The following is an 18142-nucleotide window of genomic DNA, read 5'->3' as shown; positions in this document are numbered from 1 at the left end:
ATTGCACCAACACCTGTAAAAATTGCACTTTCACCCGTATTTTGAAACTACCCCCGAACGAAAAAAAGCCCCATCCGAAAAGGATGGAGCTCAATTTTATAGTTTTATGATTTTATGGGTTCCATCGAACCTATACTGCAGCTTTAATAATTCCGGAACTAGTTCCAAACCATACTTATTCAGGTAATAGAAAGGATTCCATACTCTTTCTTGTGGCGCCCCGCCTGGTCTTAGTGCATTCTCCACTCTAGAGAACTTTCGAAGGATATGGTCATTTTTTTGGCAGATTGCCTCTACAATTTTATCCTCCATGAACTTAATTTGATTCAGCAGGATTGATTCGTTCTTTTGCAGCATTGGCAATAATACCGGATCGATTCCGTTTGATTTTTCACGGATGAGATGATATTGATCTGACAGCATCCCTTTAACCTTACCGAATAACTCTTCTACTTCCCGATCCTTCAGTGAGTCGATGAATTTTAGTTCATGTCCGCTTGTGCCTGAAATCAACACTTCTTTTAGATCCAATTTCAATTCGTTCAGGTCAGATTCAATCGATCTTTCCAATAAGGTGATATTCAGTCTTGGGACAAGCGGAGGCATCCGGACACCGAAATGCTCGAAGACAAGTTTCAGCTCTGCCCAGTAGGCAATTTCTCCAGGACCTCCAATGAAGGCAAGCGTCGGGAAAAGCCATTCTTGCATTAACGGACGGGTCACGACATTATTGCTGAGTTTTTCCGGAAACTCATTCGCAATCTCCATCAGTTCATCATATGTGAAGCTGACTTCGCCATTTTTACCTGCAAACCCTCCACTTTGTGGGTCAAATTGAAGCAAGATACGTTCATTTACCTGTTCATCATAAAAGAACAGGTTCGCCGTATTTTCATTGATATCAATCATATTAGAAAAGCCTGCCGCTTTGGTCTTTTCTTGCTGGCCAAGGACTGCGGAAGTGGTTTCACGATGATTTTTAATTTGATTGATAAAATATTCTTTTTCAAGCTTGCGCAGCTCTTTATTCCCTGAATCAACAATCAGCAGGCCTGAATCCTTGAAAAGCTCCATAATGATCGTGGCAAAAAAGTCCACGAAGGATTCCGCTTTCTTCAAGGATTCCAGGGCAAAGGATAATACTTCTTTCGTGTGTTTTGTTTCGCCGTAGGTTTCAATGATTTCCTCAACCCAGGAATAACACAGGTCCCGGTTGATACACACTTCGGAAATCATTTTTTTCTCGAGATTCTTTTCCGGGTAGACCCATTTCTCCTGCCTGTTGTCCTTCATGACATAAACATGATTGACTTCCTGGTAGTCATGGTCTTCACCCGCAATCCAAAATACCGGTACCACCGGGACGCCAAGCTCCTGCTCTTTCTGTTCAGCCAGCTTGATAATTGAAATCACTTTATGGATCGTATAAAGCGGCCCGGTCAGGATACCCGCCTGCTGGCCGCCGATAACCGCAACGCTGTTTTCCTTCCTGAGTTTCCCGATATTCTCAGCAATTCGATCAGACTCCGCATATCTGGACATGAATGTCTGAATATGGTCGGCAAGTTCTTGTCTCATGAAACTTCTATTTTTCAATTCATCAAGGCGATGAATATATGAATTTTCGTCTGTAAAATTATAATGAAAGAACCTCTGAAGTTCAGGGCTCCCAGCAAGGTAATCTGTCGCAAACCGGTTCGCAGCCGGAAGTGAGAGATTCAACATCTCCATTAACTCGTACTTCCTTTCTCGTTAACAATTTTCACTGTAATGAGTATAGCATTGTTTGAATTGAAAAGAAAAAAACTTTGCCTTTCGAAATTTCTAAAATCAAGGTTTTTTTGAATAGAAGCTGCCCTACCCTTGGTTAATTTCGGTGCAGCAGGCTTTTGCTACGTTCGGTTTGCAGAAATCAAAAAATGCTGGACCTTCGAAGAGACGGTCCAACATCGGGTCAAGCAAACAGGAACATCAGTCGCTTATACAATCCAAATAGCACAAGGATGATATAAGCCGAACTGAAAAGCAGAAAATTAAACCGCCAAAAACCCTTAAATACCTTTGGCAGGACGATTTCTTCTTTATATTGCCAATGGATCCAGACGAATATAGCCGCCAAGCCAAATAAAATGATCAGTATGAGCCAAAAAAAGGATTTTCCCCAAATGGTTAGGATCAAAAAATGGACAGACATTACTAGCAAAAAAGTACTGAAGTCAATGGCCAGATTGACAGAACGACGATGGTTTCCCGTGATTTGTTTGGTGATGATGAACACAGCGAGATAGCCAATTATAGGCACTGTGATCAATGCGGCAACAAGTGCGGAGAAGAATCCAGGCATCATGCTCCCTCCCTTTCTTGCTCCTTCCCCTTGATGCAATGATAATAGTTATGTATTAATGGAGCTTTGATATTTTTGCTTATTGATAATTCGAGCAAGTAACCTAGGATGGCATCAATCTCAGTCTGTCCGCCATTTTCAATATCCTTATACATGGACGAATGGTTATCTGCTGTTTTTGCGCATACTGTCATCAGGTTCTGGAGGTATTCTTCCCGATGTTCCAGACCAAGGACAAGGGCACACTCCTCAAACATTTGCTTGAAGATCTCAAAGTAAAAGGGATTATCGATCAGCTCGCCATTCCTGACTTTCAGGATTGCAGTCAATGGATTGATGACAGCATTGACCACCAGCTTCTTGATGAGCATCTCTTTATAATCAGATTCTAAGTGTACTGGAAAGTCATCAGGAGCATTCATCGACAATTCTCTGAGAAGATGGGCTTCTCCGCGGTATACTGCAGTTCTGGTGACTCCGATGCCATTATGCTGAACTGTAAATTCATTAGCCCTTACTGCTCCATGTTCGACCGCTCCCATATAAATATCAGGCGCAGTAATCTCCGAGAGCAGCTTTATATGGCCGTAGCCGTTTTGCAGAAAGAGAATGCTGCTTCGGGCATTCGCCTTGAGCTCATCCATTAGTCCAGAGAGCTGATATTGCTTCACTGCCACAACCGTAAACTCTTCTTTTCCTTGCCAATCCTGGATGGCCGCAGCCGAAACCTTGAGCGGAGGCTGCGCTATGCCGCCTTTTAAAAGATGCACTCCATTTTTGTTGATTTGGTCTGCTTGCTCTTTTGTCCTCGTATAGATGGAAACTTCGTTTTTGATTCCGAGGTAATAGGAGAATAATAAACCTAATGAACCGCCGCCAATTATCGCTATCTTCATAAAAACCCCTCATTGAAGGAGTCAGCACACCCTCAACTTGTGCATCTCCTGAAAATCTATCACATGTGTAATCAATAGTAAGATCTTTAGTCATATTTTAGCAGAAACAAATGCCACTTAGGAAGAAAGGATTAAGGATTTTTCATATAATTTCTAGACGTCCAAAAATGAAACGGAGACCCTCAAGGATCTCCGTTTCATTTTTTATACAGGATAGACAGGGTGTTTCCTGACACTGAATTCCATGTCCTTTGTTTCATATAATTTGAAGCGATCGATCAGGGCATTCCTCAAATCGTTCGCTGCGACGATATCATCTACGATCAGTTCGGAAGCCAGTTTATAAATGTCAATGCTCTCTTTATATTCCTGATGCTTTTCCTGGACAAAAGCGATTTTTTCTTTCGGGTCTTCGATTTGATTGATTTTATTTGAATACACCGCATTTACAGCTGCTTCAGGACCCATGACCGCAATTTGCGCAGTAGGAAGCGCTATGCAGCAATCCGGTTCGAATGCTGGTCCTGCCATTGCATATAAGCCTGCACCGTATGCCTTTCGGACAATAACAGAGATTTTTGGTACGGTGGCTGAACTCATCGCCGCAATCAGCTTTGCACCATGGCGGATGATTCCTGCTCTTTCGACCTTAGTGCCAATCATGAAGCCTGGAACATCTGCAAGGAACAGCAGTGGAATATGGAACGCATCGCAGAGTGTGATGAATTTCGCCGCCTTATCAGCAGAATCAACGAATAAAACTCCGCCTTTTACCTTCGGCTGGTTCGCGATGATTCCTACCGCACGTCCGTCAATGCGGGCAAGGCCGGTTATGATTTCAGGGGCGAACAGCTTTTTGATTTCAAAGAAACTTCCCTCATCAATCAAGGCATCGATTCCTTCATACATGTCAAAAGGTGCATTTTGATTCAATGGAACAATCTCTTCCAGGCTTCTTCCTGCCTTTGGGGCAACTCCTTCAATCAATGCTGTTTTGGACTGGAAATTTGCAGGGAAATAACTCACATACCGCTTCGCTGCTTCAATGGCTTCTTGCTCACTGTAGACAAGCATATCGCCTACACCGCTCACAGAGCAGTGCATCCGGGCGCCGCCCATTTCCTCCAATGTGACCTTTTCGCCAATGACTTTTTCCGCCATCCTTGGGGATCCAAGATACATCGATGCATTCTGGTCCACCATGATCACGATATCGCAGAACGCTGGTATATATGCCCCTCCTGCTGCGGAAGGTCCGAATAGAAGGCAGATTTGCGGGATCACACCGGACAATTTTACCTGATTATAAAAAATCTTTCCTGCTCCCCTTCTGTTCGGGAACATATCAAGCTGGTCAGTGATACGGGCTCCTGCCGAGTCGACAAGATACAATAAAGGAACCTTCAGCTTTTCAGCTGTTTCTTGGATTCTGATGATCTTCTCAACCGTCCTGGCACCCCATGAACCTGCTTTTACTGTCGAATCATTCGCCATGACACAAACAGTTTGTCCGCCGATTTTGCCAATAGCTGTCACGACGCCATCCGCAGGCAGGTCCCCAGCCTGGAAATTGGCGAACTTGCCATCTTCCTCGTAGACTCCCTCGTCAAATAAAAGATTCAATCGATCCCTTACGAACATTTTATTTTGCTCAGCCAGCTTGTCATGATATTTCTGGTGGCCGCCAGCTTCAATTTGCTGGACATTCTCCTGTAAAGTATCCGTTAATGTCTTTGCAGTTGTCATAGTTCCCCTCCTAAAAAACCTATTTGAAACTGTCAAAGGGTACATTTCAGCCTTGATCAGGCCATTATAAAGGCACTTTCCTCTTCCTAAGGATCAAGTTTGGCGTAAATTGCACCCTTATGCAGCCTTTTCACTCGATATAAGAGTCTTTCGGCATCTTAACTGCGCTATTATTCTAGTACGAGCAGGACATCGCCTTCGTTAACAAAGTCTCCGATATTCACTTTCACTTCAGCTACCGTGCCAGCACCCTGGCTTTCTACAGGGATTTCCATCTTCATCGATTCGAGCATCAACACTTCCTGGCCTTCCGTAATTGAATCCCCAGCTGCCACCATCACATTCAATACCGTTCCTGCCATACTTGCTGTAATTTCTTTCATATCCATATCCTCCTCTATTTTGATGCCAATTTTCTTTCTGTTAAATATGCAGTTGTATAGTTTCCGGATTTAAAGCCTTCTTCACTTAAGATTTCCACAAACAATGGAGCATTCGATTTGATTCCATCCAGCTTCATGTTTGCAAAAAATTCCTCAGCAATCTTGATTGCTTCTTCCCGGGTACCTCCCGCAGCGATGCACTTCGCAACCATTGGGTCATAAAAAGGTGTTACTGTCGAACCTGCTTCATAACCTGCATCGACTCGAACTCCTTCTCGATCCTCCCATGAAAACTCGGTGATTTTACCTGGTGAAGGCAAGAACCTGACTGGGTCTTCCGCATAGAGACGGAATTCAATCGCCGATCCCTTCTTCTCGATTTCATCCTGGAGCAAAGGAAGTCTTTCACCCCGCGCTGCATGGATTTGCCACTTCACAAGGTCGAGACCGGTAATGGCTTCCGTGACCGGATGTTCAACCTGCAATCTTGTATTCATTTCAAGAAAGTAAAAATTCTCATTTTCATCCACAATGAATTCTACGGTCCCGGCATTCACATAATCCACTGCCCTGGCAGCTGTCACTGCCGTTTCATACATTTTTTGCCGCGCTTCTTCCCTTAAGAATGGTGACGGTGCCTCTTCAATCACTTTTTGGTGGCGGCGCTGGATCGAGCAATCACGTTCAAACATATGTACATGATTGCCATGGCTGTCGCCGAAAATCTGGACCTCGACATGCCGGGCATTTTTGATGTATTTTTCAATGAATACTTCGTCTGATCCGAAATATGCCTTTGCTCTGCCCTTCGTGGATTCAAAATTCTTAGCGAGCGCTTGCTCATTTTCACAGAGCACCATGCCAATTCCGCCACCGCCGCCGCTAGCCTTCAGCATGAGCGGGTAGCCGATTTCTTCTGCAAGCCTGACAGCGTCATCCAGTGTTTTCAAACCCTGTTCACTGCCCGGCACTACAGGAACACCCGCAGCCTCCATCGTCGATCTTGCGACGATTTTATCGCCCATCTTTTCAATCGTATCCGGAGCAGGACCGATGAAGGTCAACCCGGCTTCCTTCACTTTTCGGGCAAAATCCGCGTTTTCCGATAAAAAGCCATAACCAGGATGGATGCCATCCACTTTTTCTTCTTTTGCGATTCTCAAAATTTCATCTGAATTGAGATAGGATTTCTGAACAGGCGGCTCACCAATCCTGAAAGCGCTGTCAGCTTCTTTTACAAAAGGCAGTTCCTGATCCGCATCAGAATAAACAGCCACAGATTCAATCCCAAGCTCACGGCAAGTGCGGATAATGCGAAGCGCTATTTCTCCTCTGTTTGCAATCAATATTTTTTGCACGCTCTTTCCCCTTTCCCGTAAAAAATACGCTCACTATATAAAATTCTACAATATTCTGTATCTTTCCTGCAAAAATTGGAACCGCTTTCTAAAATTCAAATGCAGAATTTTTCATGTTTTTATAATATAATAAAAATAGGTATAAAAAAATAAATAATTTCAGCTGCCTTTTTCAGAATAGGAAAAGCGCATGATCAGTCATTGATTGGCGGCTTGATAGAGGGAGTGTATTATGGTGAAAAAAGTGGAAAAACTTAAAATCAATTATAAGACATTGGAAGAATTCAAGAAATTCAAGGAGTATGGCCATCAGGAGCTTTCAATGTTAGAGGATTTGGAAGCGAATATTGTGGAAAATGATAGCGATTCACCGTTCTACGGTATTTATTTCGGTGACAAGCTTGTCGCACGCATGAGCCTTTATCAGGTAAAAAAACAGTTTGACCGCTACTTCGAACCTTCCCAGGATTATCTGGAGCTTTGGAAGCTTGAAGTACTTCCGGATTACCAGGGTAAGGGCTATGGAAAAGCACTAGTTGAATTCGCGAAGAGCTTTGGCCTGCCAATCAAGACGAATCCTCGTGTTAAATCACAGGATTTCTGGGAAAAGATGGGCTTTACTCCTGTTCATTATGATGTGGAAAGAGACCGTGGCGAAAACCCTCTTGTGTGGTATCCTGCCGGTGTAACAGAACAAGTTCAGTAATATCATAATAATAGCGCCTGCCAGATCTGGCAGGCGCTTCTTATTGTTATTTTTCAACCTTTTCCAGGTTTCCCTTTCCCTCTACCTGAAAGTTCATTTTCTGCTGTTTTTCTTCGTCTTTGGGGCCTACTCTTTTTTTGGCCCGCTCCATGATATCAATCAGGGCACGATAGTCTTCTTCCATCGACCGCAGCTTTGTCTCTAATTTTTCATTTTCAGCAGACAAGTAATAGATTTGTTTTTCAAGGCCGCGAATTTTTTCCTTCTGATCATCCTGACTGTTAAGAGCTCCCGCTTTTTCATAGAGGTCATCAAGATACTGTTTTACTGCTTCAATGCTTAAATTCGATTGCTTTTCCTGTTTTTCCTGGACCGGGCTTAGCATTTCGCTTGCCGCAGCCTGAGCCTCTTCAGTAACTTCTTGTGCTTTCACCTGTTTTTTTGCTTCTTTTCGCTGTTTTTTTGCTAGTTCGATTCCGGATTTATACTGTTTCCTCACATATGAATTCCAGCGGAAACCGCAGGCCGCAGCTGTTCTTGACAGCTGTTTCCCGACTTCCTCAAAAGCTTTTAATTGCGTGCCGCCCTCGCGGATATTGCGCAATACAACTTCAGCAAGCAATAAGTCTTCGTCCTGTGACCAGGCATCCTGACGGGTTAGTGGCATCAGAAAATCCCTCCTATTGTTTTTTATTCATTCTTATGCATCTAATAGGAAAGATAGACTGATATCATCCAATACCGATCAATTATTTTTATTTTTTTTGTTAATGAATTCGTCCACTTTTTTATGATGTACTTCTTCTCCCCATAGTACAGCACATTTTGCGGCTTCTGCCCCCATCCTTTCTCTCATTGATAATTGCTCCCATTTTTTATTGATTAAAGATTTATAGGCTTCTAAAACCGCTGTCTCTTTTTTCAAGCTTCCTTCCATGAATGAGAGACAGGCATCAATAGGATCCTTTGTATAAATATGATTCAGGAAACCAAGGCTCATCAACTCCTCAGCATTATGGATCCTGGCATCAAGCAGCATTTTCAATGCAGCATGGGGAAGCCTTTCGAGGAGGATTGTTCCCCCTCCCCAGCCGGTTGTGATCGCCAGGTTCGCCTGGACGAAACCTGCTTTGATCCCTTGCTTTCCAATCCTGAAATCACAGGCAGATGCTATTTCACAACCGCCTCCGACTGCAGAACCATTGAGAATCGCAATGCTTGGTTTTGGCAAGGTCAGCAGCTTATACAAAATCCCAGCCATGCGCGAAAGCATCCCATATGCCTGTTCTTCTGTCTTCAATTGATGGAAGGCAGATAAATCTCCTCCCGAACAGAAAGCCTGCTCGCCAGCCCCCGTAATGGCAAATGCTTTAACATCCTGATCTGCAGCCATTTCAATTGCAGATTCCAGCCCTGCCATTACCTCAAAATCAATTGCATTTCTCCTGCCAGGCCTGTTGATTGTAAAAAGCAGCACTCCGTCTTTTTCTTTTGAAATTATGTATGAATCCATCCTGCTCCTCCTAAAATACTAGTCCTTCAAATTGTATCAATTTTCTGTATTAAGGAGCAAATATACAAAAAAAGCACAGCGATGCATATGCATCCTGTGCTTTTTTTGAAAGAAAATTAGTCGTTAACAACTTCTTTTCCTTTGTATGTTCCGCAAGCTTTGCACACACGGTGAGCAAGTTTCATTTCACCGCAGTTAGGGCATGCTACCATACCCGGAACTTGTAATTTAAAATGAGTACGGCGTTTTCTTTTCGCAGTTTTAGATGTTCTTCTAAATGGTACAGCCATTCTTCCCACCTCCTTAAAAGGAATAAGAAAGTTTATGAAGGCCAGTCCTTTTCTGGACCTCCACGCTCTTTTTTAATCAATTAGTCAGAGGAATCCTTAGAGTCCTCAAAGAATTTTGCAAGTCCGGCAAGCCGGGGATCAAGTTTTTCGGATTTCTCCTGTTCCTCGATTACTTCCCAATCCTTACCTGACTGGGGTGCGCCTTCTTGACCAGCGCTATCATCACAGAATACTTGCATCGGCACTTCCACCAGCAAGATCTCCCTGATGATGGGTTCAAGATCAATGACATCGCCTGTTACTTGATGAACTTCCTCATCAGCCTCATAGTCGTGGCTGTTTAACATGAAAGTTTCAGTAGTTTCCACATCAATTGGATATTTTACATCAACCAGTGTCCGTGAACAAGGAAGGATCAGATGACCATCAATCCGGACATGGAATGTCACTCTCGTGGCACTGATATCCGCCCTTCCTGTTAGATGGATGGGAGATACCTCGCGGATTGTCGGATCTGTTTCCTTAATTGAGTCCATTCGGACAAACTCGTCAATCAGAAAGTCCTTGTTTCGATGTTTTTGTATCTGACTTATTGTCCATTTCATAGAATCACCCCAAGGCAACAAAGGTAATTATAGACCTTCGCATAATCATTTGTCAATATTTTTTCTTTACACTATAATTTACATAAATACATTAATCTAAACTTCCAAACAATGCAATATCCATCTTAACACGAAGGGGTACAAGAATGAAAGCTGTTGGTGTCGTCGTTGAATATAATCCTTTCCATAATGGCCATCTATTTCATTTGCAGCAGGCGAAAGAAGAGTCTGGTGCTGATGTTGCCATCGCCGCTATGAGCGGAAATTTTCTGCAGCGGGGGGAACCTGCGCTTGTTTCGAAATGGGCAAGAACAAAGATGGCACTGGATGCCGGTATAGACATTGTATTTGAACTTCCCTACCGATTCGCGACGCAGCATGCCGAAGTCTTTGCAGATGGTTCTGTCTCAATCCTGTCTGCAGCCGGCTGTGAGATTCTGTGTTTCGGCAGTGAATCAGGTGATCTCAATGCGTTCATGCGGACGATCAGCTTTCTCGAGGCCAATAATGATTTTTTTCAGAAAAAAATAAAGTTTTTTGCAGGAGAAGGAAACAGCTATCCTAAGTCAATAGCACTTGCATTCCAATCCCTCGCTCCTTCAGAAAGCTTCATTGATATTTCCAGGCCAAATAACATTTTGGGGATGCATTACATCCAGGCGATCCTCAGACAGGAAAGCCCAATGAAGGCACAAACAATCACCAGAAAAAACGCCGGCTACCATGATGAGCATTTTGCTTCAGCGACTATTGCCAGTGCGACCAGCATCCGCAAAGCGCTGTTCGGCGCTTCAGGCGAAATCGAAACGATCAGGCAATACGTCCCAGATTCAACTTACAACCACTTGATCAGCTACAGGGAAGAGTATGGAGGATTCCATTCCTGGGAAGATTACTGGCCATTCTTAAAGTACAGGCTCCTGCAAAGCAGCCCTGAGGAATTGAGCGAGTTCTATGAAGTAGAAGAAGGCCTGGAAAATAGATTGCTTGCCGCTGCAGCTGCCTCAAACAGCTTTAAGCAATTCATGGAATCCATTAAAACCAAACGTTATACATGGACAAGGCTGCAAAGAGTCTGCCTCCATATTTTAACCAATACAAGAAAAGATCAAATGAAATCCGCCAAAAATACGGTGAATTATCTAAGGTTACTAGGTGCAACCGAAAAAGGACGTTCTTACTTGAACTTAAGGAAGAAAGATTTTGGCCTGCCTCTTGTTTCGAAGCTTTCGGCATTCACTGATCCTGATCTTAAGCTAGATACCAGAGCAGCAAGGATTTATGCGCTTGGCCAAAACGGCAGCGGTCAGGAAAAATTGCTGGCAGAAGAATTCGCACAGCCGCCCATCATGTTAAAAGGGTAAGAAAAAATCACGCTGGATCAGCGTGATTTTTCTTTTAGATTTTCCAGATACGACACCGCTTCATCAAAAGTATCAACAGGAACAATCTTCATTTTTGTTTTGATATCTTTTGCAGCTATAAGCGCTTCTTCGTAATTCGAACCTTTTGCACCTTTTTCAAATGGTGCGAAAAAGATTTCGGCACCGGCCTTATCCGCCGCTACTACTTTTTGCTGGATTCCCCCGATTCTTCCAACCGTGCCATCAGGGCTCATTGTCCCGGTTCCAGCTATTTCGTACCCTTTTGTCAAATCTTCCTCTGTCAATTGATTGTAAATTTCCAATGAGAACATAAAACCTGCCGATGGTCCGCCGATCTCTTCTGATTCCACCGTGACATCCGGTTCCACGTCAATTTCTTTGTCATCAACAAGCTGGATTCCTACTACAGGGCGATTGCTTCCATCATCAAGTGCCTTCAATGGAATATTGGCCTGTTTTGACTTGCCATTTCGCTTATACTCTAGCTTTACGGTATCCCCTGGCTTCTTTGAACTAATATATTCAATGAATTCTTGGGATGATGAAAAAGGATTGCCATCTACCTTGAAAACGAGGTCGCCTGGCTTTAGTTTTCCATCAGCCGGCATTCCTTCCATAGTCCTTAGTACGTAAACACCTTTATACGTATAGTCCACTGGTTTTCCGGCTTTTTTATAGGCCACCTCGATTGCTGACGTTTTAGAATTATCCATCATGTGAAGCTGGCGGATATTGTATTCTTCATCCGTTTCATCTTCTGCCCTGATATCTTCGACTGGATAAATTTCCTGGTACTTGCTGAACTTTGCGATGATGTATGCATATATATTGGCTCTGCCCATCCTGACGGTTGTAAGCATGAAATTGCCTTCCTCGTCATAACCGCCTTCCACCTCGACAATCGGTTCAAGCTCCTTTGCCATTCCAGGCTTCGTTACATAGTATGGCAGGTAAAAAAGTGCACTAGCCATTATTAAAACAGCTGCCAATATAGAAATGCCTATGGATGTCTTTCTGCTCATTCTGTTTGCGGCTCCTTCCATTGTCCAATGCATTGTTTGATTTTATCGATATGCTTTCTCGCTTCTTCTTCGCCAATCTCAATGATTTCTTCTATATTAGTAAATGCTTTTGAATTGAACATTTCAACTGGCGGCCGGAGCATCACATCTGAAGCAACCTCCCGATTCGCAACCAGCTCCATCTGCATGATATCGATACTTTGCATGATGACATCAAATATAGAGGTGACATCCTCGTTGATTTTCACACTTGATACATCAACGGCGATAACGATATCGGCACCCATTTCCTTGGCGACAGAAACGGGGATCCGATCAACGACCCCGCCATCGACGAATAATCGGCCCCCGAGTTTTTCCGGCACAAAAATCCCCGGAATCGCGATGCTTGCCCTTACAGCTTCAGCCACAGGACCTTCTTTGAAGACTACCTTCTCGCCCGACATGAGATCTGTTGCAACAATTCCAATTGGGATATCCAGTTCCTCAATCATTTTCCCATGAGTGAAGATCCTGATGAGCTCTTTCACTCTTTTCCCGGCGATAAACCCCATTTTTGGAACCGTAAAATCAAGATAATATTTCCGTTTGAATACACGTGATAGTTTATAGAGCCGTTCAACATCCAGTCCTGCACCGTAGAAAGATGCAACAAGCGCCCCCATGCTGCTTCCGGCTATTAAATCAATGGGGATGTCTTCGTCCCTAAGGACTTTTATGACACCCAGATGGGCAAATCCTCTTGCTCCACCAGAACCCAAGGCTAAACCGATCTTTGGTCTTGCCAAAGCTTTTTCCTCCCTCAAACCCATGTTTTTGTCGATACATCCTAAACTTGGTCTAATTTGAAGTTCAGCGAGTATATTGATTTATATGAGGACAAGGCTGACAACTTATCATGTTTTCACGTAAAAATTTATTGATTAAAACCGGCCCGTCACAAAGGCTTTTCATAAATGTGACAGCATGCAAGGTATATAGAATGGGATGGAAAATTACCCCACCGGTGAGTTTCACTTTATTTTACCATTGTTTAAAAAAGTTTCACAGCAAGACCGCAGGAAGGAGAATCTTAAGTGCTAAAATCCAGATTGAAAACACTGTTCCTTGCAGCCTCCGTCACCTTTCTGGCTGTTTCACTCATTACCTTTCCCCAGGAATCCTTTGATGCTTCGATCCGGGGATTGAATATGTGGTGGGAGATTGTCTTCCCCTCGCTCCTTCCTTTTTTCATCGTATCTGAAATGCTGATCGGATTCGGAGTCGTCCGTTTTATCGGCGTACTTCTCGAACCCCTAATGAGGCCTCTGTTCAAGGTACCGGGTGTTGGCGGATTTGTCTGGGCGATGGGAATGGCTTCTGGCTTTCCAGCAGGAGCTAAGCTGACGGCAAGGATGCGCCAGGAAGGTCAGCTGACAAAAATTGAAGCAGAAAGGCTGGTTTCTTTTACAAACTCCTCGAATCCTCTTTTCATTTTCGGAGCTGTATCAGTGGGATTCTTTTACAATGTCCAGCTTGGGGTCATACTCGCGCTGGCTCATTATCTTGGCAATATCAGCGTAGGTTTGATCATGAGGTTCTACGGGAGAAGCGAAGAAAGCACTACAAAGGATAAAGAACGGAATTTATCCATAAGAGATGCTTTTGCTGCACTGCACAGAACGAGGATCAAGGACAACCGCCCGATTGGAAAACTGCTCGGTGATGCCGTAATGTCTTCCATCCAGACCCTGTTGATGATCGGTGGCTTCATCATCTTGTTTTCAGTCATAAACAAACTGTTATTTCATCTTCACATTACTGGATTCCTTGCCAAATTCCTTGAAATCATGCTCGGAATGCTGGGAATGACAGATATGCTTAGCCTTCCATTTATTTCTGGCATATTTGAGATTACACTCGGGAGCCAGATGACTAGCCAGGTACAGGATGCAACCTTGATGCATCAGGCTGTCATTACAAGCTTCATACTCGCATTCAGCGGTTTTAGCGTTCAGGCCCAGGTGGCAAGCATTCTCGCCCAGACAGATATCCGCTTCCAGCCATTCTTTTTCGCGAGGATCATTCATGGGTTCTTTGCAGCTTTTTATGCTTTCATCCTTTGGAAACCAGTATATGAACGCTTTTTCCAGGATGGCCAGCCATCAAACGCTTTGCCAGTAATGGAATATCTGACTTCGGAGGGAAGCCGCCTGGCAGAAGCATACAGCCTCCTTGCCACAGCAGGGCCGCTGATCACGATTGGCAGTTTGCTCATTTACATCTGGATCTTCGGCAGGCGGATACTGCAAGAAAAATAACGGGCATTTCTGCCCGTTATTTTTTGTCTTCATTGAATTTTTTCAGTAAGGCTTCCTCGACTTCACTCGGAACCAATTCGGAAATTTTCCCGCCATACTTGGCAACTTCTTTAACGATGCTTGAACTTAAGAATGAGTACTGGTTATTTGTCATGATGAAAAAAGTCTCAATTTTGTCATCCAAGACCCTGTTCATTGAAGTGATTTGCATCTCATACTCAAAATCCGAAACGGCGCGCAACCCCCTGATAATGGCATTGGCATTTACGCTCTCTGCATAATCAACCAGCAGGCCCTGAAATGAATCCACTTTTACATTCGGGATGCTCTTTGTGACCTGGTCTATCAAGTCGATTCTTTCTTCTACTGAAAACAGCGGTTTCTTTGAAGAATTATTCAATACGACTACATAAAGTTCATCGAATACCTTCGCAGCCCTTGTGATGATATCCAAGTGCCCGTATGTAATTGGGTCGAAACTGCCTGGACAAACAGCAACTCTTGCCACCTATTTTTCCCCCTCATCTACTGCCTCAACATTATAAAGAGTTATTCCGATAATACCATATTTTTCATTTCTGGTTTGCACCAGTTTTCCTATTTTTTCTGGCAGCCTGATATCAGAGGCATGTTCACAGACAATCAAACCTTCCTGATGGATAAGCCCCTCTTTATCCATCATTTCCAATAGCTTGACCAGCTGCTGTTTTTTGTAAGGAGGGTCCAGGAAAATAAAATCGAAGACCAGCTCTCTTTTTTGAATGGCCTTCAAGGCCCTGACAGCCTCATTCCTGTAAACTTCTGCTTTCTCTTCCAGGTCGCAGGATTTCAGGTTCTCATTTATAACATGAATCGCCTTTCCTTCACGATCAACAAAAATGACTTTGTCCAGTCCTCTGCTAAGTGCCTCAATCCCCAGGCCTCCACTTCCGGCAAATAAATCAAGTCCAAGGCCTCCTGTAAAATAAGGGCCAATCATATTGAACAAAGCTTCCTTAACTTTATCAGTAGTAGGCCTGGTAGACGTCCCGGGCACCGCTTTTAAAACCCGGCCCTTTAAATCACCTGATACAACTCTCATTTTTTTACTCCTTAAATATGTAAGCTTATTACATTATGTTCGTATAAATTACTCCCTTATCCTACCACACATTCAAAAAATTAACCAAACCAGTGTATATCCATTCCTAATATGGAAATAATAAAGATTAACAACATCAATTTGAGGATGTTGTTGCCAACCGCGGAGAAGACTTACGTTTCCCCATAAGTTTTCCTCCGGTTTCTCCTCTCCCTTTGCCTTCAGCACTATTGCGGTGCATGGAAGGAAGCCTTGAGCCTGAATGGTTCAAGGCTTTGTTTTTGTTTTAATTAAATATCAAAAACGAAGAAAGAGAGGAATGCTTCAAATATAAGGCTGCAAATGGTAAAGTATGATGGAGTGATAAGCCGGAAGGGGAAATAAAAGTGATTCAGCGTTTTATCGAGCTTGGAGAAGGATATTCAGATCTATACGAATTGATTGAAACGGCCAGGGCAAACCGCCATCGGTTGATGCACTTAATGGCAATCCATACAAAAGTGAATGAAAAAGAAGTAAGTTCCCTCCTGGTGGTCCTTAAGCCAACCAACCCCGGGAACTTCCAGGCTTTATATATCTGCAGGGAGGGAATATCGAACCCTCATATTTTAAAGAACAAGCGCTTTGACATGTTCAAGGAGCTGGCTGATGAACTGGACAAGACGATCATAGAGTTTGATGCCAAACCGTCCACGATGTTTGCCGAAAAGGAATTGTATTTTCAGTATTTGATCGGCATCTTGAGGCTGAACCATTATATTCCGCCACTTCAATAGCTCAAAAAAGACGAGGGTTCTCCTCGCCTTTTTTTGTATTGCTATATTCCCATCTTATAGTCATATTCCTTTGCCTTGTCAGGGGAAGAATTTTCAAACTCCATTTTTAAGAATGGTTTGTAAGAAGGTTCCACCTTTTTAACGAATGAATATGATTTAATCTTTTCCATAAGGCCCTCTGCCTCGTCGAGATTGCAATAAATAACGGCATATTTCAACTTTTTTGAGACAAAATGAACATTGCCAAATCTTCTGAGCATCTTGGCCTGTTTCAGTGAATACAGCCATACGATGATTCCCTGTCTCTGTCCTATCATATTCTTTTCCCCTTCGGTAAACGTTTGCTTTGTACTAGTCTAGCATACAAAAACCAGTTTTTTCAATCATCAATCATGTTTTGCCATTACCGTAGTTGAATCAAAGCAAATAAAAAGCATGGGGGGGCCCATGCTTTTCATGTTATGCAGAGCATCCACAGCTTCCACCGCTGCCGCATCCGCCACCGCAGGAGCTTTCGAAGAACGGGTTTCCGGTTGGTACTTTTACACTCTCGGAAACGGATCTGCCGATGATTACGCTCACCTCATCAAGAAGGCTTTGCAAATCATTTTCCGCTTTCTTGAATTCGAAAATGGTCTCGTCCATATCAAGCTCTCTTTTGACAAGGCGAATCTTGCCCATGATTTCTTTGTAGTCAGGATGGTATTTTCCGAAACGCTGAACCTCTTCATAGCGTTCCTTCATGTCCACAAATTCACGGACCTTTCTTTGTGTATCTGCATTGTTTTTTACCTTATATAAACATTCCCGATAATATTCGGCAATATCAGATTGCAAAATCATGCTGACTAATTGTTCAGCTTCTTCCAACAATAAGACTCTTTCTGATGTAACAGCAAGCAATGCTGGCTCACCTCCGAACCTCATTTTACCATGAAACTGCCAGAAAAGCTAAGGATTCTGGTCCGAAGGCTTTTACATTCTGAAAAAACTAAGCTTCCCTCATCGAGAAGGAAGCTTTATCATGACTGTGAATTCATGCTCGAGAACATATGCATCATCATTGACGCCATCTGTACATTGTTGGAGAACTTCTGGACCTTATGAGGAATGGTTTTTTCAAAATGATGCAGCGCAGCAATTTGTGCTGAATGCAAATCCCTCGGATCCCTGCTCAGCTTCCTGTACCAGTGGGGCTGGGCTCGGACGAACTCAATCAATTCCTTATTCGATCTTAATTGATCCATAACATCTTTTCGCATGCTTACGCCTCCATTCTAATCCTTCCTGAATGAAAAGGGATTTGACGGCCCTGAATTGCTTGATCCCTGGGACCCGCCTGATTTTCCCTGGAACTGGGAAAGCACACCCTGAATTGCCCCGAGTGCCTGGCTGATATTGTTAATCTGCCCTTGAACCTGAGCGGGGTCCATATTTTTCACTGCCCCCATGATGGTACCGAGCCAATCCGTTTTCTTTTCCTTCTCTTCGTTTTTATTGTCCGATTTAGTATTCCATCTCGGATCGTCTTCACCAAGCAAGTACCAATCCTCGAACATTTCCTGCCAGGTCGTTTCTCCCTTCCGAACTTGCTGTGCCAGTTCCGGGCGTTCTTTAACAAATGCCTTGAACTTTTCAACAGAAGGATGGAGTTTCTTTTTGGCCATGCCTTTCACCTCACAGTGTAACAAATGCCTATAATAGCATATGAAATCCGTCATGAATGGTGAAGGATAT

The 18142-nt window shown here is 43.4% G+C and carries 22 protein-coding genes; 4 read left to right on the top strand and 18 right to left on the bottom strand.

Going from position 1 to position 18142, the window contains the following annotated elements:
* Window positions 1-96 precede the first annotated feature (96 nt).
* The 6 genes from bshC to M3593_RS08160 form a co-directional block, all read right to left on the bottom strand.
* Window positions 97-1731 (bottom strand): bacillithiol biosynthesis cysteine-adding enzyme BshC, encoded by a 1635-nt coding sequence (bshC, locus tag M3593_RS08185; RefSeq protein WP_251542125.1) that lies wholly within the window; start codon window positions 1729-1731, stop codon window positions 97-99.
* Window positions 1732-1954: 223 nt separating this feature from the next.
* Window positions 1955-2347 (bottom strand): DUF3397 domain-containing protein, encoded by a 393-nt coding sequence (locus M3593_RS08180; protein WP_349654843.1) that lies wholly within the window; start codon window positions 2345-2347, stop codon window positions 1955-1957.
* Window positions 2344-3240: a 2-dehydropantoate 2-reductase gene (locus tag M3593_RS08175; RefSeq protein ID WP_251542126.1), complete on the bottom strand. Its 897-nt coding sequence runs from the start codon at window positions 3238-3240 to the stop codon at window positions 2344-2346. The genes M3593_RS08180 and M3593_RS08175 overlap by 4 nt, the downstream gene beginning before the upstream one ends.
* A 204-nt stretch (window positions 3241-3444) precedes the next feature.
* A complete protein-coding gene (locus tag M3593_RS08170) occupies window positions 3445-4986 on the bottom strand; it encodes an acyl-CoA carboxylase subunit beta (protein WP_251542127.1) in 1542 nt (513 codons plus the stop codon).
* A 170-nt stretch (window positions 4987-5156) separates the two neighbouring features.
* Window positions 5157-5369 (bottom strand): acetyl-CoA carboxylase biotin carboxyl carrier protein subunit, encoded by a 213-nt coding sequence (locus tag M3593_RS08165; RefSeq protein ID WP_144474783.1) that lies wholly within the window; start codon window positions 5367-5369, stop codon window positions 5157-5159.
* Window positions 5370-5383: 14 nt separating this feature from the next.
* Window positions 5384-6727, bottom strand: coding sequence for an acetyl-CoA carboxylase biotin carboxylase subunit (locus M3593_RS08160; RefSeq protein WP_251542128.1), 1344 nt, complete (start codon window positions 6725-6727; stop codon window positions 5384-5386).
* Window positions 6728-6959: 232 nt separating this feature from the next.
* Between M3593_RS08160 and M3593_RS08155 the strand changes: the two genes are divergently transcribed.
* Entirely contained in the window at window positions 6960-7433 is a 474-nt protein-coding gene (locus M3593_RS08155; RefSeq protein WP_144474781.1) for an N-acetyltransferase, read from the top strand.
* Between the two features lie 46 nt (window positions 7434-7479).
* Here the strand turns inward: M3593_RS08155 and M3593_RS08150 are convergent, their stop codons facing one another.
* From M3593_RS08150 to M3593_RS08135, 4 genes are all read right to left on the bottom strand, one after another.
* Window positions 7480-8100, bottom strand: coding sequence for an RsfA family transcriptional regulator (locus M3593_RS08150; protein ID WP_251542129.1), 621 nt, complete (start codon window positions 8098-8100; stop codon window positions 7480-7482).
* Between the two features lie 78 nt (window positions 8101-8178).
* Window positions 8179-8946 (bottom strand): enoyl-CoA hydratase/isomerase family protein, encoded by a 768-nt coding sequence (locus M3593_RS08145; protein ID WP_251542130.1) that lies wholly within the window; start codon window positions 8944-8946, stop codon window positions 8179-8181.
* Between the two features lie 116 nt (window positions 8947-9062).
* Window positions 9063-9236, bottom strand: a complete 174-nt coding sequence (gene rpmF, locus M3593_RS08140) for a 50S ribosomal protein L32 (protein WP_023615018.1) — start codon at window positions 9234-9236, stop codon at window positions 9063-9065.
* A gap of 80 nt (window positions 9237-9316) precedes the next feature.
* Window positions 9317-9841 carry a YceD family protein gene (locus tag M3593_RS08135; protein WP_251542131.1) on the bottom strand — a complete coding sequence of 175 codons (525 nt, stop codon included), beginning with the start codon at window positions 9839-9841 and terminating at the stop codon, window positions 9317-9319.
* A gap of 146 nt (window positions 9842-9987) precedes the next feature.
* Here M3593_RS08135 and M3593_RS08130 point away from each other — a divergent pair, with 146 nt between their 5' ends.
* Entirely contained in the window at window positions 9988-11205 is a 1218-nt protein-coding gene (locus M3593_RS08130) for a nucleotidyltransferase (RefSeq protein WP_251542132.1), read from the top strand.
* Between the two features lie 17 nt (window positions 11206-11222).
* On the opposite strand, the gene M3593_RS08125 is transcribed toward M3593_RS08130, so the two are convergent.
* Both M3593_RS08125 and M3593_RS08120 read right to left on the bottom strand, forming a co-directional pair.
* The gene (locus M3593_RS08125) at window positions 11223-12248 is read right to left on the bottom strand and encodes a SepM family pheromone-processing serine protease (RefSeq protein ID WP_251542133.1); all 1026 of its coding nucleotides are present in this window, start codon (window positions 12246-12248) and stop codon (window positions 11223-11225) included.
* A complete protein-coding gene (locus M3593_RS08120) occupies window positions 12245-13060 on the bottom strand; it encodes a patatin-like phospholipase family protein (RefSeq protein ID WP_186326639.1) in 816 nt (271 codons plus the stop codon). The genes M3593_RS08125 and M3593_RS08120 overlap by 4 nt, the downstream gene beginning before the upstream one ends.
* 264 nt (window positions 13061-13324) lie before the next feature.
* On the opposite strand from M3593_RS08120, the gene ylbJ reads away from it, so the two are divergent.
* Window positions 13325-14548, top strand: a complete 1224-nt coding sequence (gene ylbJ, locus M3593_RS08115; protein ID WP_144474774.1) for a sporulation integral membrane protein YlbJ — start codon at window positions 13325-13327, stop codon at window positions 14546-14548.
* 16 nt (window positions 14549-14564) lie between these two features.
* Here the strand turns inward: ylbJ and coaD are convergent, their stop codons facing one another.
* Together coaD and rsmD are read right to left on the bottom strand one after the other, a co-directional pair.
* Window positions 14565-15056: a pantetheine-phosphate adenylyltransferase gene (coaD, locus tag M3593_RS08110; protein WP_144474773.1), complete on the bottom strand. Its 492-nt coding sequence runs from the start codon at window positions 15054-15056 to the stop codon at window positions 14565-14567.
* A complete protein-coding gene (gene rsmD / locus M3593_RS08105) occupies window positions 15057-15629 on the bottom strand; it encodes a 16S rRNA (guanine(966)-N(2))-methyltransferase RsmD (RefSeq protein WP_144474772.1) in 573 nt (190 codons plus the stop codon).
* A gap of 386 nt (window positions 15630-16015) precedes the next feature.
* Here rsmD and M3593_RS08100 point away from each other — a divergent pair, with 386 nt between their 5' ends.
* Window positions 16016-16405 (top strand): DUF7147 family protein, encoded by a 390-nt coding sequence (locus M3593_RS08100; RefSeq protein WP_144474771.1) that lies wholly within the window; start codon window positions 16016-16018, stop codon window positions 16403-16405.
* 41 nt (window positions 16406-16446) lie between these two features.
* On the opposite strand, the gene M3593_RS08095 is transcribed toward M3593_RS08100, so the two are convergent.
* The 4 genes from M3593_RS08095 to M3593_RS08080 all read right to left on the bottom strand — a co-directional run bounded on the left by M3593_RS08095 (window position 16447) and on the right by M3593_RS08080 (window position 18072).
* Window positions 16447-16722, bottom strand: a complete 276-nt coding sequence (locus tag M3593_RS08095; RefSeq protein WP_144474770.1) for a YlbG family protein — start codon at window positions 16720-16722, stop codon at window positions 16447-16449.
* A 142-nt stretch (window positions 16723-16864) separates the two neighbouring features.
* Entirely contained in the window at window positions 16865-17332 is a 468-nt protein-coding gene (locus M3593_RS08090) for a YlbF/YmcA family competence regulator (protein WP_144474769.1), read from the bottom strand.
* Between the two features lie 95 nt (window positions 17333-17427).
* Entirely contained in the window at window positions 17428-17667 is a 240-nt protein-coding gene (locus M3593_RS08085; RefSeq protein ID WP_214703721.1) for a YlbE-like family protein, read from the bottom strand.
* 15 nt (window positions 17668-17682) lie between these two features.
* A complete protein-coding gene (locus M3593_RS08080) occupies window positions 17683-18072 on the bottom strand; it encodes a YlbD family protein (RefSeq protein WP_251542135.1) in 390 nt (129 codons plus the stop codon).
* Between the last annotated feature and the right edge of the window lie 70 nt (window positions 18073-18142).

The sequence above is a fragment of the Mesobacillus sp. MER 48 genome (assembly GCF_023714225.1).
Lineage (GTDB): Bacteria > Bacillota > Bacilli > Bacillales > Cytobacillaceae > Mesobacillus > Mesobacillus oceanisediminis_A.
This window is presented reverse-complemented; position numbering and strand designations above follow the sequence as displayed.